This window comes from Pseudoclavibacter chungangensis (assembly GCF_013410545.1).
Classification (GTDB): Bacteria; Actinomycetota; Actinomycetes; order Actinomycetales; family Microbacteriaceae; genus Pseudoclavibacter; species Pseudoclavibacter chungangensis.
In genome coordinates this window covers 3725875-3751250 of sequence record NZ_JACCFV010000001.1, presented here as the reverse complement: position 1 = coordinate 3751250, position 25376 = coordinate 3725875, and the positions used below count along the sequence as shown (strand labels likewise).

The following is a 25376-nucleotide window of genomic DNA, read 5'->3' as shown; positions in this document are numbered from 1 at the left end:
CCGCTCCGGCCCCTGGCCACGAGCCCGAACCGCCCCGCGCACGGTGCGCCGGGCGGGGCGTCGTGCGCGTTCGCCTGCTCACGGGACAGGTCGCCAGCGCGGGCACGGCGGCGCTCGCAGCAGCCGAGGCGTCCGTCCGCGCGGGCGGCGAGCCCCGCGACGCACAGCACGAGGCCGTCGAGCTACTGCGAGCCCTCGACGCACTTTCTGCCGCCGTCGCAGGGGGCCGCGCCCGCACCGAAGAGTTCCTCTACGCGACCGCCGTGGCACGTGGCCGAGGTGAGGTCGGCGTCCACGACGATGGCGCTGCCGTCGGTGTCCGCAGCGACAGCGACGACACACTGCCCGACCTCGGTGATCCCGAGCGCATCAGAATCGCGGTGCTCGAGGCCGCGAGCGAAGCGGCCGTCGCCACGTGCACGACGACACAGGCGATGAGTGGGCGGATGACCGAATCGAACGCGCTGCGCAACCGCTTCCCCGCTACGCTGCATGCGCTGTGCGATGGCCTCATCAGCGCGCGTCACGCCGCGATCATCCGTGACCGCGGCGAGCGCATCGCCCACGACGACGACCGCGCGGCCTACGAACACACGCTCGTGCCGATCGCGCGCGAGACGACTCCGGGCAGGCTCGACCGCGCCGCGCGTCGCGAGGCGGAGCGGTATCTGCGCGAGCCGCTGGCCGACCGCCACCGTCGTGCCCGTGACGCACGCCGGGTCTGGATCACGGAGGACGAGGACGCGATGTGCATCCTCTCTGCACGCCTCCCGCTCGTGCTCGGCACCGGTATCCACGACCGACTCACCCGGTACGCGAAGCTCCTGCGCCACCCCGCCGACCCACGTCGACTGGACCACCTTCGCGCCGACGTGCTGAGCGAGCTCCTGCTCACCGGCGTCGCGCCCGACGCCGACGCCCGGCACGGCATCGACTCCACTCGGAGCACCATCGCCACCGGAAGCGACGCCGGTCCGGGCGGGGCCTGTCCGAACGGCGCTGGTCCGAACGGGGCAACGCACGACGACGAGGCACCTCCCGGCGAACACACGGCGACGCGCGGCTCGGGCCTCTCGGGGATCCACGCGATCCGGGGCCGTGTCGCGGTCACCGTACCCGCCCTCACGTTGCTCGGCCGTACCGACGATCCGGCACTCCTCGGCGGCCGCTCCCCCATCCCGATCGAGCAGGCCGCGACGCTGCTCGCCGACGCTCCGACGTTCACCCGCATCCTCACCCACCCCATGACGGGCATTCCGGTCGGCAGCGACCGCCACGACCCGGGCGCAGCACTCCGCGAGCACCTGCGCACCCGCGAGCACACTGCCGGTTCCCCGGGTGTCTCACGGCGGCACTCCACTGCGACCTCGACCACACCCACGACTGGCAGCACGGCGGCGCCACCGCACACGACAATCTCGCCCACCTCTGCCGAGCGCACCACGTGCTCAAGCACCGGTCGGAGTGGCAGGCGACCCACCGCCCCGGCGGTGTCATCGAATGGACCTCGCCCCACGGCCGCCGCTACACCGACATCCCCGACCCCACGGGCCCGATCTTCGCCGCGACGCCGATCCCCGAACCCGCCCCCAACGGGCCTCGGCCCGTTCCCGATCATGTCCGACCTGCACCGTGGCGCACGGCCATCCCGAGCGAGCGATTCACCACGCCGCGGTCGACGAGTCGGCCGACGGCGCGGCACGGCCCGCACGAGAGCGCGGGCCCCTCCGGACGCGGCTCACCGTCTCCACCGCACGAGGACGACCCACCACCGTGGTCGTCGGGCCCCGATTGACCCGGGGCCGGTCGACTACATTGGCCCCATGGTGGCCAAGTACGACGATGCGAGCTGGCACTACGGGCGCGACTTCCCCAAGTTGCTGCCCAAACGGGCCGCCTCGACACACATCGGCATGTTCGTCGCCTGGTGTCTGCTCAACGGCCACGCGAGCGACCGGGCCGTCGCGGATCTGGGGGACGCCATCCACCTGCTCTCGAAGCGCACGCGCGCCATGACGCCGGGCAGGTTCCTCATCAGGATGATGGACGAGAAGTTCCTCGGCTCCGACCTCACCGACGAGGGAAACGCGTTCACCCACGCCTACTACGAGGGCGACGACGACAGCCTGCCCTACATCGACGACTACACCGACGCCGCAGGGCCACGCGTCACCAACCCGTACCGGGTGCCCGACACGTGGGCGAGCTACGACCGCGTCGCCCCACGCATCACCGCACGCTACGAGCAGTGGGTCGCCGCGGGGCGACCCGAGTTCCTCACCTGATCGTCCGCGACGAGCTCGACCTTGAACCCCGACGCGTTCTCGAGCCACCCCGCATAGTGCTGCGGACCGCCCGCGAACGGGTAGCGATCCTGGTACAGCGGCCGCCACCCCGCCGACGCCGCCCCGGCCATGGTCGCGTCGACCGTCGCGGCCGTCCCCGCGCGGAACGCGAGATGGTTCACACCCGACCGCCGCCGGTCGTGCCCCGCGTCGTGCATCGTCGGGGACTCGGTCAGGACGATCTCGACGCCACCGGCCGTCCATGTGCGACCACCCGGCCACGCGCGTCCGTCCGCGAACCCGACCCGCTCGAACAGCCACGCCCACTCGGCCTCGACCGCCGCGAGCTCCGGCACCCACAGCTCGACATGATGCAGGCCCGTCATCGGCGCAGCCCGTTCGTCGTCCCTACGACGCGTACGAGCCGACGAGGCGCACCGCGCCGCCGTCGACGCCCTTCGCGCCCTGCTCGAAGCCCTCGAACGAGCGCTCGCTCGTCGACACCGTTCCGGCCACCCACGACGGCAGCCCGGCCGCGTCGAGCGCCGCCACGACCGCGTCCGCCGACGCACCGTCGACGATCGCGAACATCCCGATCCCGAGGTTCCAGGTCGCCTCCGTCGCCTCGAGCGACGACGACGCGAGCGACGTGAGCACGCGGAACACGTCCGGCGGCGACCACACGCCCCGATCGAGCTCGACCCACGAGCCCTTCGGCAGCACGCGCGCCAGATTGGCCGCGATACCTCCACCCGTCACGTGGCTGAACGCGTGGATCGCCCCCGCGACCGATGCCGCCGACCCGTCCTGCAGGAGCCGCACGAGCGGGCCCGTGTAGAGCCTCGTCGGTTCGAGCAACACCTCGCCCACGAGGCCACCGAACTCGTCGGAGCGATCCGTGAAGCCGATCCCGCGGTCGGCGAGGATGCGCCGCACGAGCGAGAAGCCGTTCGAGTGCAGCCCCGACGACGCCATCGCGATCACCGCGTCGCCGTCGCGCACGCGCTCCGGCCCCAGCACGCGATCCGCTTCGACGACGCCCGTCGCCGCACCCGCGACGTCGTAGTCGTCCGGCCCGAGCAGCCCGGGGTGCTCGGCCGTCTCGCCGCCCGTGAGCGCCGTGCCCGTCGCCTCGCACGCCCGCGCGATGCCCGACACGATCGCCGCGACGCGCTCGGGCACGACCCGGCCGCACGCGATGTAGTCCGTCATGAACAGCGGCTCGGCGCCGACCACGACGATGTCGTCGACGACCATCGCCACGAGGTCCTGGCCGATCGTGTCGTGCTTGTCGATCGCCTGCGCGATCGCGACCTTCGTGCCGACCCCGTCGGTCGACGTCGCGAGCAGCGGCCGCCGGAACCCCGTGAGGCGCGACACGTCGTAGAGGCCCGCGAAGCCACCCACACCACCGAGCACCTCGGGCCCGTGGGTCGCCTGCACCTGCTGCTTCATGAGCTCGACGGCCAGATCACCCGCCCGGGTGTCGACCCCCGCCCGCGCATAGAGATCGGCGTGCTCGTCGTTCGCTGCCACGTGTGCCCTTCCGCCCCGCGCGCCGGGGGCGGCGCACACGGGAAGTCTACCGAGCGTCCGCCGCGCCCTCGGGCCGCAGACGGGCGCGCAGTCGAGCGACCTGTGCCTCGGACACCCCGGCCCGTGCGAGCGTCCGGCGAACGTCCAATCCGTCGAGGGCGTCGAGCACCCCCGCGCGGATCGACGTCCCCATCCGCTCCATGCGCTCCTCGACCGCGCGCGCCCGGTACGCGTACCCCACGAGCCGCGTGAACTCGACGAGCTCCTCGGCCGTCCGTCCGTAGTCGTCCGCGATCGCCTCCGGCTCGACGTCCGCGAGCGCGAGCAGCAGCAACGACACGAGTCCCGTCCGGTCGCGACCCACGGCGCAGTGGAACAGCACGCCGCCCGGCGCATCGGCGAGCACGCGCATCACGGCGCCTACCCGCTCGGGCTGCTCGTCGAGCACGGGCCGGAAGAAGAGCGGTGAGCCGTCGGCGCCCGATTCGCGGATACGCGCCCAGAACGCGACGTCACGCGCCGCGTCGAGCGGCTCGCGCACCCCGAACACGCCCTCCGGCAGCTCGGCCTCGGGTGACGGCGGGATCCGGTGGGCGTTCGCCTCCGCCTCACCCGGGTCCCGCGGCCGCCGCCTCGTCTCGAAGTCGTTGCGCAGATCGAGCACCGTGCGGAACCCCGCGTCGCGCAACAGCTCGAGCGACGCCATCGGCACGAAGCGCAGGTCGGCGGAGCGGATGTAGCCGCCGAACGCCGTCTCGCCGCCGTCCGTCGTGGGGAGCCCGCCGAGATCACGGGCGTTGTGCAGTCCCGGCAGGGCGACACGGCGCCCGTCGTCGCCGTCGTCCGGCCGCTCGGTCTCCTGGTTCGACACCATGCCGACGAGTCTGCCGCACGGGATCGACGCCCGGCCAGTCGCGGCACGGTGACGGCCGAGCACGCGACGAGTGGCCGGCCCCGACGGGCACCGAAGGGGAACGCTCAGGGCGACCGCGGCGCGCCGACGGGGTCGTTCGTCGTCGGCCGCCCGACCTCGAAGGCGTCCTCGGTGAGCCTGCCCACGACGACGAGAGCGAGCACCACCGCGAGCGCCGCGAGGCCGCCGACGAGGCCGGGAACGAGGTCGAACGGCGGCGCGAGGAAGAACGAGCGCAACGACTCCACCGCGGACTCCGAACGTGACGCGACGTCGTCGACCGCCCGCCCCACGCCCGGCATCCGGACCTCCTCGCCCCAGGCCCGCCGCGCGACGCCGAGCCACGCGAACGTCGAGGCGATCGCCGCCACGACCATCGCGCCGCCGAGCAGCACGAACGTCATCACGTGCGAGACGGCGCCGCTCGCCACCGCCGTCCGCTGCTCGATCATGCGATCGTCCCGGATGCGCGTGCGGCGCGACGCAGCGCGACCGTGCGGGCGACGACGACACCCGCACCCGTGAGCACGAGCGCGACCCCGAGGATCGCGACGAGCGGCATCATCCCCGCCGTGTAGCACCAGCTCGTCAGGACGCCCATGCCCGCACCGAAGAAGACGGTGGCCAGCAGCGGTGCGAGCGCGACGCCGAGCGCGAGCGCGGCGAGCGGCCACACGAGCCCCACCGTCCTCGTCACCACGTGCCGTCGTCGCTGCGGCCACGACCGGGCGCGCAGCACGCCCGCGATCCCGATCGCCAGCACCGCTGCCGCGAGCGTCGCCGCGACGATGTCGACGACGAGCCGCGGATCGCGCTCGAACGGCGCGACGGAGCCGCCCGCCGCCTCGACCGCGAGCCGGTCCGCGAGCACGTTCGCGCCGCTCACCGTGTCGGTCAGCACGACGGCCGCCGTCCCGTCGGGGCGGCCGCTCGCATCGGTGAGCATCGTCATGTGCGAACTCCACGTGACGAGCGCCCCGCCGTGCCCGAGCGTCGAGCGATCGCCGGCCTCACCGAGCTGCCAGCCGAGCCCGTAGCCGCCCCCACTCGCGTCGGCCGTCGCGGACTGTGCGCGGTGCATCTCGGCGAGCGATTCGGCTCGCAGCAGCCTCGTCCCGTCCGGCGTCGTGCCGTCGCCGACCTGGAACGCGAGCCACCGGGCGAGGTCGGCCGTCGTCGAGACGATGCCACCCGAGCCGAGGCACAGCCCCGGCACCTCGGGGAGCGCGACGGGCCGGTCGAACACGACACCGTGCCCGGTCGAGAGCCCGTCGACGGCCGACTCGCACGCCGTCGTCGACGTCGAGTCGAGCATGCCGAGGGGCACGAAGAGGCGCGCCTCGAGGACGTCCGCGAACGGCTTCCCCGTGGCGTGCTCGACCGCGGCCGCCGCGAGCGCGAAGTTCGTGTTCGCGTACTCGTACCGCGTGCCCGGTTCGGCGACGAGGTGCGCCGTGCGCAGCTCGTCGAGCACCTCGCCCGCGCCCGACGGCGGCGGCACCTCGAACTCGCGGTAGCCCGCCGCGCCGATGCCGCTCGTGTGGCTCAGCAGCTGTCGGAGCGTGACGCGCGCCGCGCGCTCGTCGTCCATCGCGAAGCTCGGGACCGCCGCCGTGAGCGGCGCGTCGAGCTCGAGTCGGCCCTCGTCGACGAGTTGCAGCACGAGCGCGGCGGTGAACGACTTCGACATCGAGGCGATGCGGAACGGCGTGTGCTCCGAAACCGGCGCACCCGCGGCATCCGTCCCCGCCGCGACGAACGAGACGTCGCCGTCGCGCAACACGGCCGCCGCGACCGCGTGGACCGGTTGCGTCTCGCGGAAGTCGGCGAGCGCGGACGCACGCGTCGCCGAATCCGCCGCGCTCGCGACGCCGGGTGATGCGCCGTTCGCGGGCGACGCGAGGACAAGGAGCGCGACCACCGCCACGACGATCGCGAACACGACGGACAGCGCGGCGGGGACGGGATCGGTCGGTGATCGCATACTCCGACGCTAGGAACGACGGGGCGCCCCCACCACACGGGTGCCCGGCGGCAGGTGCGGGGGCTGTCCCCCGCACGCCCCGTCCCCCGCGGGCGCCCCGGGGCGCGCGAATCGAACCGCCGCGGCTGTGGGAGAATCGTCGCGACCCTCTTCGGGCCCCTGCGACATTTGGAGCGTCCCCCAGCGTGTGCGGCATCGTCGGTCATGTTTCGACCACTCCCGTCAACCAGCAGATCTACGACTCGCTCCTGCTCCTGCAGCACCGCGGACAGGATTCGACGGGCATCTCGACCGCCGAGGGCAAGACGTTCCACCACGTGAAGCTCAAGGGCCACGTGCGGGAGGGCTATCGGACGCGCGACATGCGCTCCCTGCTCGGCAACGTCGGCCTCGGTCACGTGCGCTACGCGACCGCCGGGAGCGCGAAGAACGAGGACGAGATCCAGCCGTTCTACGTCAACGCCCCGTACGGCCTCACGCTCGTGCACAACGGCAACCTCACCAACACGCGCGAGCTGACCGACGAGCTCTACCGCATCGACCGTCGCCACCTGAACTCGACGAGCGACACCGAGCTGCTCCTGAACGTGCTCGCGAACGAGCTGCAGCTCTCGATCGACGGTGACGAGCTCTCGCCCGAGCAGCTCTTCAGTGCCGTCGAGCGCCTGCACGAGCGCGTCGAGGGCTCGTACGCCGCGATCGCCCTCGTCGCCGGCTACGGACTGCTCGCGTTCCGTGACCCGTTCGGCATCCGGCCGCTCGTGCTCGGCCGTCGCGAGGACGAGAACGGCCGCCCCGAGTGGGTCGTCGCCTCGGAGTCGCTCGTGCTCGAGTCGGGCGGCTACGAGCTCGTCCGCGACGTCGCGCCCGGTGAGGCCGTGTTCGTCACGAACGGTGGCGAGATGTTCTCGCGCCAGTGCGCGGCCGACCCGATCCTCTCGCCGTGCTCGTTCGAGTACGTCTACCTCGCCCGCCCCGACTCCGTCATGAACGGCGTCTCGGTCTACGGTGCCCGTCTGCGCATGGGCGAGACGCTCGCCGCGCAGGTCGAGCGCACCGTCTCGACGGGCGACATCGACGTCGTCATGCCCATCCCCGACTCGTCGCGTCCGCAGGCGATGCAGATGGCGCAGAAGCTCGGCATCGACTACCGCGAGGGGTTCTACAAGAACCGCTACGTCGGCCGCACGTTCATCATGCCGGGCCAGAAGGTGCGCAAGAAGTCGGTGCGCCAGAAGCTCAATGCGCTCTCGGCCGAGTTCCAGGGCAAGAACGTCCTGCTCGTCGACGACTCGATCGTGCGCGGCACGACCTCGAAGGAGATCGTCGACATGGCGCGTCACGCGGGCGCGAACTCCGTCACGTTCGCCTCGGCGGCACCGCCCGTCCGGTACCCGCACGTGTACGGCATCAACATGCCGACGCGCGGTGAGCTCGTCGCGTCGGGCCGCACGATCGAGGAGATCACGTCGGTCATCGGCGCCGACCGTCTCGTGTACCAGGAGGTCGCCGACCTGCAGGAGGCGATCACGCGCGGCTCCGAGCTGACGCAGCTCGACCTGAGCTGCTTCACGGGCGAGTACGTGACGGGCACCGTGACCCCCGAGTACCTCGCCTGGCTCGAGCAGAACCAGTCGAGCTGACCACACGCGGGCCCGCACCGGCCCGCACCGGGGAGGGGCACGCGATGGACCGCTGGGCGGTGTTCCTCGACATCGACGGCACACTCGTCGGCCACGACCGCGTCCCCGTCCCCTCGGCGGTCGAGGCCGTCCGCGCGACCCGACGCCAGGGGCACCTCGTGTTCGTGTGCACGGGACGATCCGCGTCGCGCATCCCCGCCGAGCTGCTCGACATCGGCTTCGACGGCGTCGTGAGTTCGGGCGGCGGTTTCGCGGAGCTCGACGGCGAGATCGTGGTCGAGCACACGATGCCGCCCGAACGCACCCGCCGGCTCGTCGCGACCTTCGAACGCCGCGGCCTGCCGTTCACGCTGCAGTCCTACGACGGCGTCTACGCGAGCCCGGGCGTCCACGAGCGCGTGCTCGAGAACACGGTGCGGCGCATCCTCGCCGAGCACCCCGGCACGCCCCGCGCCGACGCGCTCGCCGCGGCGGCGGCGCACCCGCAGGTGCGCGGCGCCGTGCACCGGGGGAGCCCGCCCGACGAGGGCGTCGCCTCGGCCGTGTATCTCACCGACGACCCCGACGACACCGCACGCATGCGTGCGGAGCTGGGCGACGCGTTCCACCTCGTGACGGGCACTGTGCCCGGCTACGGCCCGGACTGCGGCGAGGTGCACCCGATCGGGCTCGACAAGGGCACGACGATCCGCGAACTCCTCGACCGGCTCGGCATCCCCCGCGAGCGCTCGATCGGCATCGGCGACGGGCGCAACGACATCGGCATGTTCGCGGCCTGCGGCATCGGCGTCGCGATGGGCAACGCGCCGCTCGACGTGCGCGAGGCCGCCGACGAGGTCACGACCTCGATCGACGAGGACGGCGTGCGGCACGCGCTCGAGCGCCACGGCCTCACCGGCCAGCCGGGTTGACCCGCCGCCGCGGCAGTGCCTAACTGGATGTCATGCCGCTCGATGCCTTCGACTTCCGCGATCCGCGCACCCAACCGCTCCCCGACACCGACGCGTTCCGCGCGTACATGAGCACGGGGTGGGGGCCGCTCGACCGCTCGGCGGACGTCGCGCCCGGTGCCGGGTCGGCCGCCGCGCGGCACCGTGCGTCGCTCGGTGCCGAGCTGCCCGGCCGTTCGATCGTCGTCGCCTCGGGCCACCCCGTCGTGCGCGCCAACGACACGGAGTACGACTTCCGCGCGTCGAGCGACTTCGTGTGGCTCACGGGCTGCACCGCGCCGGGCGCCGTTCTCGTCATGCGGGCGGCCGGGCCCGTGCACGAGTCGACGCTCTACCTGCCCGAGCCCGTCGGCCCCGGCGACGAGGCGTTCTACGCCGATCCGCTGCGCGGCGAGCTGTGGAACGGCCCGACCCCGTCGCTGCGGGACTGGGCCGCCGCACTCGAGGTCGAGGTGCGCCCCGTCGGGGAGCTCGCCGACGCGCTCGACGCACTCGACGAGACGACCCGCGCGGCGGGCGCCGACGATCCACGGCTCGAGCACCGCTTCCTCCGCTCCGTCGAGCTCGAGGAGGCGCTGTCGCTCGGCAAGCGCGTCAAGGACGAGTGGGAGATCGAGCAACTCCGCTTCGCGGTCGACGCGACCGTCGCTGGTTTCCGCGCCACGGCCGCCGAGATCCCGACCTCGATCGGCTTCGGGGGCGAGCGCTGGTTGCAGTCGACGTTCGAGCGCACCGCCCGCACCCTCGGGAACGGCGTCGGCTACTCGACGATCGTCGGTGCCGGGCCGCACGCGCCGACGCTGCACTGGGTGCGCTGCGACGGCCCCGTGCTCGCGGGCTCGCTCGTGCTCATCGACGCGGGCGTCGAGGCGCGCACGCTCTACACGGCCGATGTCACGCGCACCTTCCCCGTCGACGGCCGCTTCACGCCCGCCCAGCGCGAGGTGTACGACCGCGTGCACGCCGCGCACCTCGCGGCGCTCGCGCAGGTCGGCCCCGGCCGCACCTTCGAGGACATGCGCTCGACGGCGTACGAGTCGATCGCGACGAGCCTGCACGACATGGGCATCCTGCGCGTCTCGGTCGACGAGGCCATGTCACCCGACGGCCAACAGCATCGCCGCTACCTGCCGAGCGGGACGGGGCACCACATCGGCCTCGACGTGCACGATTGTGCGCGCGTGAACGACGCCGCCTACCTGCGCGACCTGCTCGTGCCGGGCTGCGTGCTCGCGGTCGAGCCGGGCATGTACTTCCACGTGAACGACCTCACGGTGCCGGAGGAGCTGCGCGGCTTCGGCGTGCGCATCGAGGACGACGTGCTCGTGACGGCGACCGGCAACGAGGTGCTCTCGTCGGCACTCCCGATCGACGCGGCCGGCGTCGAGGCGTGGCTCGCGGAGGTGCAGGGCGCCTGAGCCAGCTGACGGCCCCGCCCCGCGCCACCGTGCTAGCGTCCGGCGCATGCAGGTGCTCCTCGTGGACGACGACGCCGAGATCCGCCTCTCGCTGAGCCTCGCGCTCGAGCGGCGCGGGCACTCGGTGTCCGCGGCACCCGACGTCCGGACGGCCCTCGCGCTCGTCGAGGGGGAACGCTTCGACACGGCCGTCGTCGACCTCATGCTTCCCGACGGCGACGGGTTCACGCTGTGTCGCACGATCCGATCGCGGCGCTCGATGCCGATCCTCATGCTGAGTGCGCGCGAGGACGACACCGACATCGTCGGCGGGCTCGAGTCCGGTGCCGACGACTACGTCGTGAAGCCCGTGAGCGTCGCGGTGCTCGAGGCGCGCCTGCGCGCGCTCGTCCGGCGGACGGCCGGCACCCCGGCCGACGACGACGCCGGCGTCACCCGGATCGGCGACCTCACGATCCGCGCCGAACAGTTCGAGGCGGACGGCCCCACGGGCACGATGCCACTCAGCTCGACCGAGTTCCGCCTGCTCATCGCGCTCGCCGAGGCCGAGGGCAGGCCACGGACGCGTCGACAGCTCATCGACGACGCGTGGGCCGAGCACGCCCCGACACCGTGCGGGTCGTCGACACCACCATCCAGCGGCTCCGCGCGAAGCTCGACGAGAGCGGCGTCGGCACACCGACGCTCGAGACGATGCGCGGCATCGGCTACCGGCTCCGATGACCGACGCTTCCCCGCCCGACACACGACGACGCGGCGGCACGATCTCACGGTTCGTGATCACCTGGTTGCTGCTCGGCGCGACGGTCGTCACGCTCGCGACGAGCGCGGGCATCGTGCTCGCCGCACGCGCGACGATCTACGAGACCGCGCAGGACGCGCTCATCGACGACTTCGCCCGCACGACCGACATCGCCTTCGACGAACTCTCCGTGCAGCAGGACGACGACAGCTGGCTGGTCCGCACCGGCTGGTTCGCGGGCCCGGCCACCTTCGTCGACCTGGGGACGGGGCGCGCCGTCGGGGACCTCACCCTCGACGACGTCCCCGGGGCGCTCCGCCCCGTCGTGGGCGGCACGGCGGACGGGGAGGCGATCTCGTTCGAACGCGGCCACCTCGACGGACACGAGGTCTTCTTCATGGCCGTCGAGCGCGACATGTCGGCCGACGTCGGCGGTTCGCGCATCGCGATCGTGACGGCCCACCCGCTCGACGAACCGCTCGCGAAGGTCCTCGCGCTCGTCCGGACGGGCGTCGCCGACACGCTCGGCGCACTCCTCGTTCTCGGGACGGCCGGGATCCTGCTCGCACGCCGGATCGGGCGGCCGGTCGAGTCGCTCGCGACCATGGCGCAGTCGATCGCCCGCGGCACGGTGCCGGACGCCCCGCCGCCGAGCGGCTTCGCCGAGCTCGACGGCATCGGCCGGACCCTGCACGACGGGGCGGTCCGGCAGGCGCACACGACCGCGCGGCTCCTGGCGGACGAGGCGCGTGCCCGCCGCTTCGTGAGCGACGCCGCGCACGAGCTGCGCACCCCGCTCACGGCCATGACGGCCGCCCTCGACGTCCTCGACCCCGACGATTCCGCGACCGACGCGCCGGGCGCGCCCGGAACGCCTGCACCCGTGACGCCCGCGCAACGCGACGCGGCCGTCGCGGTCCTGGGACGCAGCACGGAGCGCATGCGCGGCCTCGTCGCGTCGCTCCTCGAACTCGCCCGACTCGACGCCCGTGTGACGGGGGTGACGGTGTCGGACGTCTCGGTCGCCGCGCTCGTGGGTGACGCGGTCTCGCTCGTCGCATCGGCGACGCCGATCGAGGTGTCGGGCGACGCCGGGCTGCGGGCGTGGACGGACGCGGAGCGCCTGCGCACGATCGTCTCGAACCTCGTGGCCAACGCCGTACGTCACGGCGCGCCGCCCGTTCGCGTCGATGTCGCGCGAGCACCCGGCGACGCGTTCGCGGTCCGCGTGCACGACGAGGGCGGCGGCATCCCTCCGGAGCTGCGCGAGCGCGTCTTCGAGCGATTCGCGATGGTCGACGGGTCACGTTCCGCCACGGGCGGGACCGGGCTCGGCCTCGCGATCGCGCAGGAGAGCGCCCGTCTCATCGGCGGACGGTTGCGCGTCGTGGACGACGGTCCCGGATGCACGTTCGAGCTCCTCGCCCCGGTGACGCTCACCGCACCGACGGGGCCCGAGGACGGCGAGCGCGCGACGCCGGGCGGGGCGTGACGCCCGTCAGGCCACCGTGCGGAGCGCCTGCACGAGTTCGGTCGCGCCTCGCTCGTAGGGCTCGTAGTGGTGCGGATCGTCGTTCCCCTGCACGGCGTTCGCCGCGAGCGTCGGGCGCATGTCCTCCCACCCGTCGACCTCCGTGAGCACCTCGAAGAACCGCTTCGCCGCCGTCGCCGGATCGAGCCGCTCCTCCTCGCTCCCCCACCAGTCCTGCTGCTGGAACAGACCGAGGCTCGAGGTCGCCGAGCCGTCCGGATTCCGCACCCCGGACGACTCCCAGTCGCCGTAGCCGATGTTGCGCAGCGAACTCTCGCCCATCGCCGTCATGACGCCAACGATCTGTGCGCGCTCGTCGAGCCCCGACTCCGTCGCGACGCGCATGATCGTGCGGGCGTTCTCGAGCTGATCGGCGTCGTACCCGTCGAGGACGCCGACGCGCGTCGCGTTGTCGAGGGTGTCACCCGCCCCGGTGCTCGTGCCGAGGTCGCGGAGTGCTCCGATCGCGAACACCGACGCGAGAACGATCCCCGCGATCAGGAGCACGAGCGCGCCGACGACGAGGCCGCTCTTCGAGACGAGACTGCTGCTGGGCACGGTGGGACCCTCCCGAGAACCTGCGGCGGGCCGATCCCGCCGACGTGCCTCAAGGTTCGACGCCCACCGTCACGGGAGTGTCACACGACGGTCGCACGCGCCTGGCATCCTGCCGAACGGTGCGGCGAGGCGGGCGCCTCAGCGCGTCGGCGAGGCGGGGCGGACGCGTGCGAGTCGATCGACGGCCGCCGCCAGCACGTCGGGCGCGCACGCGAGATTGAGGCGCGCGAACCCGCGCCCCTCGGCCCCGAAGGCCGGACCGTTCGCGAGCGCGACACGTGCCTGACGCAGCGCGGCATCGGCGGGGTCGTCGCCCCAGCCCGCGCGACGGAAGTCGAGCCAGGCGAGATAGCTCGCGTGCGGGCGCCGCATCGTCACGTCCGGAAGTCGTTCGGCGAGGAGTCGTTCGAGGAGCGCGACGTTCGCCTCGACCGTCGCGAGCGACGCGTCGAGCCAGTCGCGCGACTCGTCGAACCCCGCCTGCGTCGCGATCACCCCGAACAGTCCCGCTCGTGCGACGAGTTCCTCCGTGGGTCGGCGCGCGACGAGCGCCCGGGTCCGTTCCGACGCGGTCGTGATGCACGCGCACTTGAGGCCCGCGAGGTTGAACGCCTTGCTGCCGGACAGGGCCGCGACGCCGTGCTCGCGTGCCGCCTCCGACACCGACAGGAACGGCGTGAACCCGACACCCGCGTGCGCGAGCGGCGCGTGGATCTCGTCACTCACGACGAACGCGCCGTGGCGCCCGGCGAGGTCCGCGAGCGCCTCGAGCACGCCGCGCGGGTGCACGAGGCCGAGGGGGTTGTGCGGGCTGCACAGCAGCACGGCGCGCGCGCCGGCCGCGAGTGCCGTCTCGACGCCGTCGAGGTCGATCGACCACGCGGTGCCGTCGTCGACGAGCGGCACCGACACCGGCACACCGCCCGCCTCCCTCACGAAGTCGGGGAACGGTGGGTACACGGGCGGCATGATGATGACGCCGTCGCCGGGTTCGACGAGCGCGCGGAGCGCCTCGACGATCACGATGCCCACGTCGGTCGTCGTGAGCATGTGCTCGGGGTCGGGTTCCCACCCCCAGCGATCGCGCGCGAACCGCGAGATCGCGCTCGCCGCCCGGTCGTCACCGACGGCGACGTAGCCCGTATCCCCGTCCGCGAGGGCACGTTCGAGGGCGCGACGGATCGGTGGGGCGAGCGGGAAGTCCGTCTCGGCGACGAACATCGGCAGGACGTCGTCGCCGTGCAACGCCCATTTCTCGCTCGTCCGACGGCGCAGCACGTCGATCGGGTCCGCGCGGACCTCGCCGTTCCCGTCCGTCATGCGGGCATCACGCCCGCGGCTCATCGGGCGCCTCGGGCCCGTCGATGGCGGGCTCGTCGATCGCGGGCTCATCGATTGCGGGCTCGTCGTGTTCGCGCTGCAGCACGACCGCTCGGCTCCGGCGGCCGGCGACGTTCCCGACGATGTACCCGATGAGCCCACCGAGCCCGAGCGTGAGCGGGCAGATGAACACGAGCAGGAATGCGAACACCTGGAGGTCGGAGAACTGCAGCTCCGGGTTCGCGGGGCTGAACGCCGGATCGTCGGGGATGCCGAACGTGAGGCCGACGCTGAGCACGAGCCCGACGAGCAGGCCGAGCAGCAGGAACGTGCGCATCTTGACGTGCCGGCGCAGCACCGCGGGTTGTTCGATCGGCACCGGCTCGTCCGCGGTGCGGGACTCGTCCCCGAGGTCCGTCTCGTCGGCAAGGTCGGTGTCGTCCACAGGCTCCGTCTCGTCCGCGAGGTCTGCCTCGGCCGCTTCGCCCGGCTCCTCCGTGCCGCCCGTCCCGCCGCCGTCGCCCGTCCCGCCGACGACGTCCGTGGCTTCGGGATCGGCGTCGGACGGGAGCGAGGGGTCGTCGCGGTGCACCATGGCATCCATCATCCCCCACCGGCGAGGTGCCGCCGTCCACGCGGGCCGGGAGCGGTGGTGGCCGCTCAGCGCCGCACGAGCGGCAGCAGCCCGTCGAGGTGTGCGCGCGTCCCGGACGCGTGGACGCGTGCGGTGGCGATCGCCTCGTCCCAATCGAGGCGTCCCGTCGCGAGTTCGAGCCACGTCTGCGCGTCCGTCTCGATCACGTTCGGCGGCGTGCCGCGCGTGTGCCCCGGCCCCTCGATGCACTGCACGGCCGCGAACGGCGGCACGCGCATCTCGACGCTCGCGCCAGGCGCGCGCTCCGCGAGCGCCTGCGCCGTGTAGCGGACGGCCGTCGCGAGGGGCGTGCGGGGCGTCGCCGCCCGTTCGGCCGTCCACACGTCGAGCGCCGCGAGACCGTCCGCGTCCTGGATCTTCGCCTTCGCCATGCCGCCATCGTATGAGCGGTGCGCGCGGCCGTGGGAAAGGGTGCCCCGTATCCTTGGGGGGTGAGAATTCTCGTACTCGGCTCCGGCGCCCGTGAGCACGCACTCGTCACCGCCCTCGCCGCCGAAGGCGCGCACCGCATCACGGCAGCGCCAGGCAATCCCGGTATCGGTGCGGAGGCCGAGGTGCTCTCCCTCGACGTCGCCGACCCCCAGCTCGTCTCCGAGTTCGCGGCCGACGAGGGTGTCGAGCTCGTCGTCATCGGCCCCGAGGCGCCGCTCGTCGCGGGTGTCGCGGACGCCGTCCGTGCCGCGGGTATCCCCGTCTTCGGTCCCGATCGCGCGGCCGCCGCGCTCGAGGGCTCCAAGACCTTCGCGAAGGAGGTCATGAGCCGCGCCCAGGTGCCCACGGGCGGCGCGCAGCTCGCCTCGACCGTCGAGGAGGTCGAGCGCGCGCTCGACGCGTTCGGGACCCCCTACGTCGTGAAGGCCGACGGTCTCGCGGCCGGCAAAGGCGTGCTCGTCACGAGCGACCGCGCCGAGGCCGTCCAGCACGCCGAACGGTGGTTGCCCGTCGGTCCCGTGCTCGTCGAGGAGTTCCTCGACGGCCAGGAGGTGTCGGTCTTCGTGCTGAGCGACGGCGAACACGTGCGCGCGCTGCCACCCGCGCAGGACTTCAAGCGTCTCGGCGACGGCGACACGGGCCCGAACACGGGTGGCATGGGTGCCTACACGCCCGTCCCCTTCCTCACGGCCCGCTTCGGCTCGGAGGATGCGTTCTCGCGCGCCGTTCTGGAGCAGGTCGCGCAGCCGGTCGTCGACGAGCTGCGCGCGAACGGCAGCCCCTTCGTCGGCCTCCTGTACTGCGGCCTCATCGTCACCGACGCGGGCATCCGCGTCATCGAGTTCAACGCCCGCTTCGGGGACCCGGAGACCCAGGCCGTGCTCACGCGGCTCGACGCGCCGCTCTCGGAGCTGCTGTTCGCCGCCGCGACGGGGCGGCTCGGTGATGCGCCCGACCCGCTGCCCATCTCGCCGCGCGCGGCCGTGACGCTCGTGCTCGCGAGCGAGGGCTACCCGGAGCAGGTGCAGACTGGCCGCCACATCTCGGGCACCGCCGCCGTTGACCGCTCGCACGACGGCGGCGTGCGCGTGCTCCACGCGGCGACCGCGCGCGACGGCGACGCGCTCGTCGCGACGGGCGGGCGCGTGCTCAACGTCGTCGCGACGGGCGACACGCTCGCCGACGCGCGGGCGCTCGCGTACGAGGGGCTCGAGGCGATCGAGCTGCCCGGTGGCGTCTACCGGACCGACATCGCGAGGGCCGCCGCCGAGGCCGAGGCGGGCCGATGAGCGGCGCGGCACCCGAGCTTCCCGGCTGGCGGCACGTCTACACGGGGAAGGTGCGCGAGGTCTTCGCGTCGGAGACGGACCCCGACGTCCTCCTCGTCGCCGCGAGTGATCGCGTGAGCGCGTTCGACCACGTGCTGCGCCCCGCGATCCCCGGCAAGGGTGCCATGCTCACGCGCCTCAGCCGCTGGTGGTTCGAGCGCATCGACGTCCCGAACCACCTGCGCGAACCGGCCGGCTGGGACGATGACCTCGACCCCGAGCTCGCGGCCCGTTCGATGCGGGTGGCCGCGCTCGACATGTTCCCGATCGAGTGCGTCGTCCGGGGGTACCTCACGGGGTCCGGCCTCAAGGAGTACGTCGCGAACGGCACCGTGTGCGGTATCCCGCTGCCCGCGGGCCTCGCCGACGGCGACCGCCTGCCCGAGCCGATCTACACGCCCGCCTGGAAGGCGCCGCAGGGGCAGCACGACGAGAACATCTCCTTCGAGCGCACGGTCGAGCTCGTCGGTGCGGACGACGCGGCGGCCCTGCGCGAGCTGTCGCTGCGCGTGTTCCGCGACGCGTCGGCGATCGCCGACGAACGCGGCGTCGTGCTCGCCGACACGAAGTTCGAGTTCGGCCGCGACCGGGCGACGGGCGACATCACGATCGCGGACGAGGTGCTCACCTCCGACTCCTCGCGCTACTGGGACGCCGAGCTCTACCGCGACCAAGCGCTCCCGACCGCCCGGCGACTCGCGTCGTTCGACAAGCAGATCGTGCGCGACTGGCTCAGCGTGAACTGGGACGGTACGGGTGATCCACCCGAGCTGCCGGCCGAGGTCGTCGAGCGCACCGTCGCCCGCTACCGCGAGCTGTTCGACCGGCTCGGCGTCGACCGGGCCTGACCACCCGGCCGCCGACGAGGATGCGCGCACACGACGAGGCCCCGCAGCGCCCCGAGACGGAGCCCGCGGCCACCCTCGACCCGCGCACGGGGCCACGCGTCGCCCAGTTGCGTCGGCCGGCGGAGCTGCGCGCCCTCGAAGCGGGTGCGACCGTCATGACCGCGGGCCTCGTCGCCGCGGGCGTGCTCGTGTTCGTGGCGCCGGCCGTTCTCCTTCTCGTGCAAGCGCTGTCGGGCGCCGACACGAGTGGCCCCGTCACGCCGGCGCTCGTGTCGCTCGCCGTCGCCGTCGGTCTCGTCGGCGTGACCGCACTGCTCGTGGCCGTGTGCAGTTCGTTCGCGAACCCGGCGCGCACGACGGCGGCACTCGCGAGCGCCCGCCGAGACCGCGAGGCGGTTCCGGGTGCGATGGACCGCCACCGCCTGCGCGACGACGCGGCGACGCCGATGATCGTCGCGGCGGCGCTCGTCGTGCCGATCGGCGCGATCGCACTCGTGGCGACGGGCATCGCCCTGTTCGAGGAGCTCGCGCGCGAGGAGGTCACGCGCGGGCTCGTCGAGCTCGTCGTCCTCGCGCTCGGCGTCATCGCGCTCGGCGTGTGGTGTTTTCTCGCGGCGCAGCGGCTCGAGCGGCGGCGCCGGAGCGATCATGCGCTGCTCGTGTCGCTCCAGGGCCCGTCCGATGTCGAGCGTGCGTGCCGTCGGGAGCGGGCGCAGGCACGCTCGGTGCAGCATGCGGACGGAGTCGAGCGTCCGAGCGACGAGGCACTCGATGCGGCGCTCAAGCGGCCCCACCCGATCGAGCGGAACGCCCGCCACGTCGCCGCGATCGGTGTCGCCCTGATCGGCGCCGGGGCGACGGCGGCGATCGTGGCCCCGAACACGCTCGTCCGGGCGCTCGGCCTGTGCGCTGTCGCCCTCGGGTTCGCGACACTCGGCCTGTCCTACCGGCTCGCCCTCCGCGGCGGTGTGCACGCGGACCGCGAACGTGCCGTGCTGCGCGCCCGCTGGTGGCCGGGCGATGCCGAGATCGAGCCACTACCATCCTCGGAATGACCAGGATCTTCGGGACGAGCGTCGCCGCCGTCTACCCGCTGTACGTCGCGAAGCTCGAACGCAAGGGCCGCACGCGCGAGGAGCTCGACGAGGTGATCCGGTGGCTGACGGGCTTCGACGACGACGAACTGCGCCGGCATCTCGACACGGAATCGACGTTCGAGGAGTTCTTCGCGGACGCCCGACTCAACCAGAACGCCACGCTCATCCGCGGAGTCGTGTGCGGCGTGCGCGTCGAGGACGTCGAGGACCCGCTCATGCAGCGCATCCGCTACCTCGACAAGCTCGTCGACGAACTCGCGCGCGGCAAGGCGATGGCGAAGGTGCTGCGCACCCCGAGCGCGACGGCCTGATCGGGCGGCGAGATCCCACCCGAAGGGGCGACGAGGCGAACCGGCCTGCTCTCCCTGTCGTGATCCGTCGTCGTGTCGGTGCTCCGGTGGACCGCACGGCCGTCGGTACGGTCGAGCGCACCGGACTCGTCCCGCAGGTCAGCCGCAGGCCCAGTCGAATTCGTCCGTCTCGAGGTCGATCTGCGCGCGGCCGTCGCCACCGAGGTTCATGCCCGGAAGCTCGTCGACCTCGAGGTAGTACGCCGAGAGCCCCTCGGGCAGGCCCTGGACAGGAAAGGCGGTGCCGCCGAGGTGCATGGGCTCGACGAGCGGTGCCGCCCACGCGTGCCAGTCGCGTGCCCCGCTGTCGAACGGCTCGACGTAGCCGTCCGACTCGGGCGCGAGCCCCGCGTTCGGGTCGTCGCGCACGACGAGATGGAAGTCCCGCGTCTCGGGCTCGTCCGCCCACTCCGGCACGTCCCACGCGTTGACGCCCTCGTCGTCCTCGTTCGTGTGGGTGTCGGGCTCACGCACGTCCTCGGGCGGGGCGCTCGGGCCGCGCTCGAACTCCTCGCGTGTGAGCCATAGCGTCGCGAACTCGCCGCCGATGATGTCCTCGAGCTTCGTCTCGCGGTCGAGGGGGACGTACGTGGCGAGCTGCCGAAGGAACGGATCGTCGCTCTCGGCGTCGGGGACGGCCGCGTCGTCCTCGTCGCGGAACTGCCCGTCCCCCTGGAAGAACGAGATCGCGACGAGCTCCTCACCACGACGGCGGTAGGCCTCGGGGAGCTCGACGGTGATGCCGTGGAGCATCGGCAGCCCCGTCACCGTGCTGCGCGGCCAGTGGGCGTCGCCGACGCCCGGGCCGAGCTGCCCCGTCCAGCCGCGGTGGGCGTTCGGTGCGGCGGCGTTCGTGGCGTCGGAGTCGGTTTCGGCGTCGAAGACGAAGTCGTAGGCTTCCATGCGGTCAAGCCAATCCCACGCCTCGGACAATCGCATCAGCCACGGGGCGGAGAACCGTCGACGGCCGCGACGCGCGGCCGCGCCGACCGCACAGCCCGGTGTCCGTGGGGTGCGACACACTTGCAGCATGGTCGGCGACGAGGGTGCAGCGAGTCCGGTGGCAGCGACGGGCGGGCGCGATGGCGCGGCCGGTACCGACACGGCGACCGAGGCGCTGCGCGTCCTGCGTTCCCTCGTGGCCCGGCCCGACGCCGAGTTCCACGACGGGCAGCTCGAGGCCATCGAGGCCCTCGTCGATGCGGGCCGGCGTGCCCTCGTCGTACAGCGCACGGGCTGGGGCAAGTCGGCCGTCTACTTCGTCGCCACGAGCCTGCTGCGCACCCGCGGCGCGGGGCCCACGTTGCTCATCTCGCCCCTCCTCGCGCTCATGCGCGACCAGGTGGCCGCCGCCGAGCGGGCCGGCGTGCACGCCGTGAGCATCAGCTCGGCCAATCAGCACGAGTGGGAGCGCGTGCTCGACGCCCTCGACGACGACTCGGTCGACGTGCTGCTCGTCTCGCCCGAACGCCTCAACAACCCGGACTTCCGCGAACGCACCCTGCCCCGGCTCCTCGCCCGAACGGGGCTCGTCGTCGTCGACGAGGCCCACTGCATCTCCGACTGGGGGCACGACTTCCGCCCCGACTACCGCCGCCTCGGGGCGCTCGTCCGCGGCCTACCCGCGAGCGTCCCCGTGCTCGCGACGACGGCGACGGCGAACAGCCGCGTCGTCACCGACGTCGCCGAGCAGCTCGGTGGCGACGAGGTCCTCACGGTCCGAGGTCCCCTCGCGCGCGCCTCGCTCCGCCTCGGTGTGCTGCGCCTCGGCGACGACGCGGCCCGGCTCGGCTGGCTCACCGAACACCTCGGCGATCTCCCCGGCAGCGGCATCGTCTACGCGCTCACGGTCGCCGCCGCGGAGGACACGGCGCGCATGCTGCGCGACGCGGGCCACGAGGTGCACGCCTACACCGGCCGCACCGACAACGACGAACGAGATCGCCTCGAGCGGGCACTCAAGGCCGACGAGGTCAAGGCGCTCGTCGCGACCTCCGCCCTCGGTATGGGCTTCGACAAACCCGACCTCGGCTTCGTCGTACACCTCGGCGCCCCCTCCTCGCCCGTGGCGTACTACCAGCAGGTCGGACGAGCCGGTCGCGCGACCGCGAACGCCGACGTGCTGCTGCTGCCGGGCGCGGAGGACCGCCACATCTGGGAGTACTTCGCGACCGCCTCGATGCCCAGGCGCGAGCAGGCCGAGCGCGTCCTCGCCGCGCTCGCCGCGGCCGGTGGCAACCCCCGTTCGACGCCCCGGCTCGAGGTCGAGGTCGAGCTGCGCCGCAGCCAGCTCGAGCTCCTCCTCAAGGTACTCGACGTCGACGGTGCCGTCCGGCGCGTCCAGGGCGGCTGGGTCTCGACCGGCGAGCCGTGGACGTTCGACGCCGAACGCTACGCGCGCATCGCCGCCGCCCGCTCGGCCGAGCAGCAGGCGATGCTCGACTACGAGTCGACCGACGAGTGCCGCATGGCGTTCCTGCAGCGTGCGCTCGACGACCCGACCGCGGCACCCTGCGGTCGCTGCGACAATTGCGCGGGGCCCTGGTATCCGAGCGACGTCGACGAGACGGCGCGAGCGAGTGCGACCGCCGCGATCAGCCGCGTCGGCGTCCCGATCGAACCGCGCAAGCAGTGGCCGCAGGGCATGGCCGAGCGCGGCGTCGCCGCCCGCGGCCGCATTCCCGACGATGAGCGCCCACTCGAGGGGCGCGCGCTCGCGCGGCTCACCGATCTCGGCTGGGGCGGCGTGCTCCGCGAGGTGCTTGCCCCGGGCGCACCCGACGGGCCGGCGAGCGAGCGGCTCGTGCACGCGTGCGTCGACGTCCTGCGCACGTGGGACTGGGCACAGCGGCCCTCGGCCGTCGTCGCCGTGCCGAGCCGCACACGGCCCGAACTCATCGGCTCGGTCGCGACGGCGCTCGGCTCGATCGGCCGGCTCCCCGTGCTCGGGGCCCTCGACCTCGTGTCGGCGCCGTCGGGTGGGCCGGGTGGCAACAGTGCGTTCCGGCTCGCCGCCGTGTGGCCCGCCTTCGCGATCGGACCGCAGCTCGAGTCGTCGCTCGCCGAGCTCGAAGGGCCCGTCCTCCTCGTCGACGATCTCGTCGACTCCGGCTGGACGATGACCGTCGCCGCCCGCCTGCTCCGTCGCGCGGGCGCGCCCGGCGTGCTGCCGTTCGCGCTCGCCCTGCGTGGCTGAACTGGCCCGCTCGAGCGCGCGTGCCCGGCCCGCTCAGCTCGTCGCGGACGCGGCCTTCCGATCCACCGGTTTCGTGCGGGACCCGTCCTCGCTCACGTCCCGCTTCAACTGTTCGAGCGGTTCGTACCAGGACTTCACGAGCGTCCAGCCGACCGCGGCGACGGGCACCGCGAGCAGCGTGCCGACGATCCCACCGAGCACCGTCCCGATCGTGAGGGCGAGGAGCACGGCGAGCGAGTGGAGGTTGAGCGACTTGCCGAGCACGACCGGCTGCAGGAAGTTGCCCTCGAGCTGGTTCACGAGCACGACGATTCCGACGACGATGATCGCCGCGACGAGCCCGTTCGTCACGAGCGCGACGAGGGCTGCGACGATGCCCGCGAGCGTCGCACCGACGAGCGGGATGAATGCCGTGATGAACACGATGACCGCGAGCGGGAAGGCGAGCGGGACGCCCACGATCGCGAGGCCGATGCCGATGAAGAGGGCGTCCACGAGTGCGACGGTCACGGTGCCGCGGATGTAGCCGCCGAGCACCTCGACGGCACGCGCGCCCATGAGCTGCACCCGCGTCGCCATCGCGCCACGGAACGGCTTCGTCACGAAGCCCCAGATGAGCGGGCCGTCCTTCATGAAGAAGAAGAGCACGACGAAGAACAGCACGAGCGAGGTGAGGAAGGTCGCGACCGACGAGATGCCGGCCGTGATGCCCGACGCGGCCGAGCCGAGCCCGCTCGACGACACGAACGTCCACAGCTGCTGCAACCATTCGGCGATGTGGTCGCCGTCGACGACGATGCCGAACGTCGAGTTCGCCCACGCGACGGCCTGGTTGAAGCCCTCGACCGCACTGTCGCGCAGCACGGTCCACTGACCGGCGACGAGCACGACGACGAGGAAGATCGCCCCCGATAGCAGCAGTGCGACGACGAGGAGGACCGCGACGGTCGCGAGCACCGACGGCCAGCGCCGATCGGTGAGGAATTTGATGACGGGGTACGCGGCCGAGGCGACGATGAGCGCGAGCAGCACGGGGATGACGACGATGGAGAGCTGGAGCCCCGCCCACACGACGCCCGCGCCGAGCGCGATGAGGATGATGAGCTGCAGGGCACGGAGCGAGACGCGGCCGATGCCGTCGGTCCACATGAGGCCCACGGCGGCCGGACGGTGGCCACGACCCTCGTCGGGCATGGCGTTCGCCTCGACCGCGGCCTGCGCGACCGCCTGGTTCGCGGTGCTCGCCGAGACGGCGTTGCCCCCGTTCGCGGGCTGCTCCTCGGGTGGCGCGTCGACGGTGGTCCGCGGTGAGCCCGAGCGCGGTGGCACCGCGTCGGCGGCCGAGCCCTCACCCGACCCGCTCGTCCGCCCCCGGAAGAAATCGCCGATCCTGGACATCGCATCCCCCTCTCCGGCATCCGGGCGCACGGTACCGTTGCGCCCGGTGCCCCAACGATAGTGGGCCCGACCGATCGGTCCGTCCGCGCGCGATCGGCGCGTCGCGCGCGGCTACACTGAACCCAGCCGCCGTCCGAAAGATTGGAGCATCTGCATGCCCACGATCGTCGTGCAAGTCATGCCGAAGGAAGAACTCCTCGACCCGCAGGGCAAGGCCGTCGCCGGTGCGCTCGCGCGGCTCGGCAAGAGCCACTTCGGCGACGTCCGCGTGGGCAAACGCTTCGAGATCACGACCGACCGCGAGGTCTCCGCCGAACTCATGGAGGAGGTCACGGGTATCGCCGACGAACTCCTCGCGAACGGCGTGATCGAGGACGTCATCTCGATCAGCGTGCAAGGCGTCGAGCTCACCGACCTCGAGGACGACGACGAGTCGTCCATCCCGCTCGACACGAACGAGATCCCACTCACGCTCCCCGAGGGGGACTAGCGTGCGGATCGGCGTCATCACCTTCCCCGGATCGCTCGACGACCGGGACGCGCAGCGCGCCGTGCTGCTCGCGGGCGGCGAGCCCGTCGCGCTCTGGCACGGCTCGCACGACCTCGAGGGCGTCGACGCGATCGTCCTGCCGGGCGGCTTCTCCTACGGCGACTACCTGCGCGCCGGTGCGATCGCGAGCCACTCGCCGATCATGGCCGAGGTCGTCGCGGCCGCGAACGCGGGCACGCCCGTCCTCGGTATCTGCAACGGCTTCCAGATGCTGACCGAGGCGCACCTGCTGCCGGGCGGCCTCATCCGCAACGACCACGGCGCGTTCGTGTGCCGCGACCAGGTGCTGCGCGTCGAGAACGCCGACACGGCGTGGACGGGAGCCTACAAGCGCGGCGAGGAGATCGTCATCCCGCTCAAGAACGGTGAGGGTGGGTTCATCGCCGACGACGAGACGCTCGCTCGCATCGAGGGCGAGGGGCTCGTCGCGTTCCGCTATGTCGGGGTCAACCCCAACGGGTCGCGCGACGACATCGCGGGCCTCACGAACGAGCGAGGGAACGTCGTGGGCCTCATGCCGCACCCCGAGCACGCGGTCGAGCTCGGCTTCGGGCCCGACACGGCCGAGCGCATGAAGTCGGGAACCGACGGACTCGGCGTGTTCGCGAGCGTGCTGCAGCGCCTCGTCGGGGCCGCCTGATC

25 protein-coding genes and 1 pseudogene are annotated in these 25376 nt (G+C 72.8%); 14 read left to right on the top strand and 12 right to left on the bottom strand.

What is annotated here, in order from left to right:
* Window positions 1-62: 62 nt before the first annotated feature.
* Window positions 63-2285: a DUF7832 domain-containing protein gene (locus HNR16_RS16720; RefSeq protein WP_179558318.1), complete on the top strand. Its 2223-nt coding sequence runs from the start codon at window positions 63-65 to the stop codon at window positions 2283-2285.
* Here the strand turns inward: HNR16_RS16720 and HNR16_RS16715 are convergent.
* The 5 genes from HNR16_RS16715 to HNR16_RS16695 all read right to left on the bottom strand — a co-directional run bounded on the left by HNR16_RS16715 (window position 2240) and on the right by HNR16_RS16695 (window position 6718).
* Window positions 2240-2671: a VOC family protein gene (locus HNR16_RS16715; RefSeq protein WP_158038972.1), complete on the bottom strand. Its 432-nt coding sequence runs from the start codon at window positions 2669-2671 to the stop codon at window positions 2240-2242. The two genes, HNR16_RS16720 and HNR16_RS16715, sit on opposite strands and share 46 nt — an antisense overlap.
* A gap of 22 nt (window positions 2672-2693) precedes the next feature.
* Window positions 2694-3821 (bottom strand): phosphoribosylformylglycinamidine cyclo-ligase, encoded by a 1128-nt coding sequence (gene purM / locus HNR16_RS16710; protein WP_158038971.1) that lies wholly within the window; start codon window positions 3819-3821, stop codon window positions 2694-2696.
* 46 nt (window positions 3822-3867) lie between these two features.
* Complete coding sequence (locus tag HNR16_RS16705) at window positions 3868-4695, bottom strand: tyrosine-protein phosphatase (RefSeq protein WP_158038970.1); 828 nt, start codon at window positions 4693-4695, stop codon at window positions 3868-3870.
* 104 nt (window positions 4696-4799) lie between these two features.
* Entirely contained in the window at window positions 4800-5186 is a 387-nt protein-coding gene (locus HNR16_RS16700) for a hypothetical protein (protein WP_158038969.1), read from the bottom strand.
* Window positions 5183-6718, bottom strand: coding sequence for a serine hydrolase domain-containing protein (locus HNR16_RS16695; RefSeq protein ID WP_158038968.1), 1536 nt, complete (start codon window positions 6716-6718; stop codon window positions 5183-5185). The genes HNR16_RS16700 and HNR16_RS16695 overlap by 4 nt, the downstream gene beginning before the upstream one ends.
* 185 nt (window positions 6719-6903) lie before the next feature.
* Between HNR16_RS16695 and purF the strand changes: the two genes are divergently transcribed.
* The 4 genes and pseudogenes from purF to HNR16_RS19075 all read left to right on the top strand — a co-directional run.
* Window positions 6904-8361, top strand: a complete 1458-nt coding sequence (gene purF, locus HNR16_RS16690; RefSeq protein WP_158038967.1) for an amidophosphoribosyltransferase — start codon at window positions 6904-6906, stop codon at window positions 8359-8361.
* A gap of 44 nt (window positions 8362-8405) precedes the next feature.
* Window positions 8406-9272, top strand: coding sequence for a Cof-type HAD-IIB family hydrolase (locus HNR16_RS16685; protein WP_158038966.1), 867 nt, complete (start codon window positions 8406-8408; stop codon window positions 9270-9272).
* A 32-nt stretch (window positions 9273-9304) separates the two neighbouring features.
* Window positions 9305-10729, top strand: coding sequence for an aminopeptidase P family protein (locus HNR16_RS16680; protein ID WP_158038965.1), 1425 nt, complete (start codon window positions 9305-9307; stop codon window positions 10727-10729).
* 46 nt (window positions 10730-10775) lie between these two features.
* A pseudogene (locus HNR16_RS19075) lies at window positions 10776-11048 on the top strand (response regulator); the annotation flags it as partial.
* 14 nt (window positions 11049-11062) lie between these two features.
* On the opposite strand, the gene HNR16_RS16670 reads toward HNR16_RS19075, so the two are convergent.
* Window positions 11063-11260, bottom strand: a complete 198-nt coding sequence (locus HNR16_RS16670; RefSeq protein WP_218868475.1) for a hypothetical protein — start codon at window positions 11258-11260, stop codon at window positions 11063-11065.
* Between the two features lie 57 nt (window positions 11261-11317).
* On the opposite strand from HNR16_RS16670, the gene HNR16_RS16665 reads away from it, so the two are divergent.
* The gene (locus tag HNR16_RS16665) at window positions 11318-11452 is read left to right on the top strand and encodes a winged helix-turn-helix domain-containing protein (RefSeq protein ID WP_158038964.1); all 135 of its coding nucleotides are present in this window, start codon (window positions 11318-11320) and stop codon (window positions 11450-11452) included.
* Window positions 11449-12963: a sensor histidine kinase gene (locus HNR16_RS16660; protein WP_158038963.1), complete on the top strand. Its 1515-nt coding sequence runs from the start codon at window positions 11449-11451 to the stop codon at window positions 12961-12963. Before HNR16_RS16665 ends, HNR16_RS16660 begins: the two co-directional genes overlap by 4 nt.
* Before the next feature lie 6 nt (window positions 12964-12969).
* Here the strand turns inward: HNR16_RS16660 and HNR16_RS16655 are convergent, their stop codons facing one another.
* The 4 genes from HNR16_RS16655 to HNR16_RS16640 form a co-directional block, all read right to left on the bottom strand.
* Window positions 12970-13560 carry a peptidase M23 gene (locus HNR16_RS16655; protein ID WP_158038962.1) on the bottom strand — a complete coding sequence of 197 codons (591 nt, stop codon included), beginning with the start codon at window positions 13558-13560 and terminating at the stop codon, window positions 12970-12972.
* 138 nt (window positions 13561-13698) lie between these two features.
* The gene (locus HNR16_RS16650; RefSeq protein ID WP_158038961.1) at window positions 13699-14880 is read right to left on the bottom strand and encodes a MalY/PatB family protein; all 1182 of its coding nucleotides are present in this window, start codon (window positions 14878-14880) and stop codon (window positions 13699-13701) included.
* A gap of 7 nt (window positions 14881-14887) precedes the next feature.
* Window positions 14888-15475 carry a hypothetical protein gene (locus HNR16_RS16645; protein ID WP_158038960.1) on the bottom strand — a complete coding sequence of 196 codons (588 nt, stop codon included), beginning with the start codon at window positions 15473-15475 and terminating at the stop codon, window positions 14888-14890.
* A 65-nt stretch (window positions 15476-15540) separates the two neighbouring features.
* Window positions 15541-15906, bottom strand: coding sequence for a sterol carrier family protein (locus HNR16_RS16640; RefSeq protein WP_158038959.1), 366 nt, complete (start codon window positions 15904-15906; stop codon window positions 15541-15543).
* 60 nt (window positions 15907-15966) lie between these two features.
* On the opposite strand from HNR16_RS16640, the gene purD reads away from it, so the two are divergent.
* From purD to HNR16_RS16620, 4 genes are read left to right on the top strand one after another with little or no spacing between them, the layout of a single operon-like run.
* Window positions 15967-17256 (top strand): phosphoribosylamine--glycine ligase, encoded by a 1290-nt coding sequence (gene purD, locus HNR16_RS16635; RefSeq protein ID WP_158038958.1) that lies wholly within the window; start codon window positions 15967-15969, stop codon window positions 17254-17256.
* Window positions 17253-18143: a phosphoribosylaminoimidazolesuccinocarboxamide synthase gene (locus tag HNR16_RS16630; RefSeq protein WP_158038957.1), complete on the top strand. Its 891-nt coding sequence runs from the start codon at window positions 17253-17255 to the stop codon at window positions 18141-18143. The genes purD and HNR16_RS16630 overlap by 4 nt, the downstream gene beginning before the upstream one ends.
* A 20-nt stretch (window positions 18144-18163) precedes the next feature.
* The gene (locus HNR16_RS16625) at window positions 18164-19198 is read left to right on the top strand and encodes a hypothetical protein (protein ID WP_158038956.1); all 1035 of its coding nucleotides are present in this window, start codon (window positions 18164-18166) and stop codon (window positions 19196-19198) included.
* The gene (locus tag HNR16_RS16620) at window positions 19195-19551 is read left to right on the top strand and encodes a DUF2200 domain-containing protein (protein ID WP_158038955.1); all 357 of its coding nucleotides are present in this window, start codon (window positions 19195-19197) and stop codon (window positions 19549-19551) included. Before HNR16_RS16625 ends, HNR16_RS16620 begins: the two co-directional genes overlap by 4 nt.
* A 138-nt stretch (window positions 19552-19689) precedes the next feature.
* Here the strand turns inward: HNR16_RS16620 and HNR16_RS16615 are convergent, their stop codons facing one another.
* Window positions 19690-20493 (bottom strand): hypothetical protein, encoded by an 804-nt coding sequence (locus tag HNR16_RS16615; RefSeq protein ID WP_158038954.1) that lies wholly within the window; start codon window positions 20491-20493, stop codon window positions 19690-19692.
* Window positions 20494-20620: 127 nt separating this feature from the next.
* Here HNR16_RS16615 and HNR16_RS16610 point away from each other — a divergent pair, with 127 nt between their 5' ends.
* Entirely contained in the window at window positions 20621-22786 is a 2166-nt protein-coding gene (locus HNR16_RS16610; protein ID WP_158038953.1) for a RecQ family ATP-dependent DNA helicase, read from the top strand.
* Between the two features lie 33 nt (window positions 22787-22819).
* Here HNR16_RS16610 and HNR16_RS16605 read toward each other — a convergent pair whose 3' ends face one another.
* A complete protein-coding gene (locus HNR16_RS16605; protein WP_158038952.1) occupies window positions 22820-24184 on the bottom strand; it encodes an AI-2E family transporter in 1365 nt (454 codons plus the stop codon).
* 154 nt (window positions 24185-24338) lie between these two features.
* Between HNR16_RS16605 and purS the strand changes: the two genes are divergently transcribed.
* Both purS and purQ read left to right on the top strand, forming a co-directional pair.
* Window positions 24339-24674, top strand: a complete 336-nt coding sequence (gene purS / locus HNR16_RS16600) for a phosphoribosylformylglycinamidine synthase subunit PurS (RefSeq protein WP_158038951.1) — start codon at window positions 24339-24341, stop codon at window positions 24672-24674.
* A 1-nt stretch (window position 24675) separates the two neighbouring features.
* The gene (gene purQ, locus HNR16_RS16595; protein WP_158038950.1) at window positions 24676-25374 is read left to right on the top strand and encodes a phosphoribosylformylglycinamidine synthase subunit PurQ; all 699 of its coding nucleotides are present in this window, start codon (window positions 24676-24678) and stop codon (window positions 25372-25374) included.
* Window positions 25375-25376: the final 2 nt, after the last annotated feature.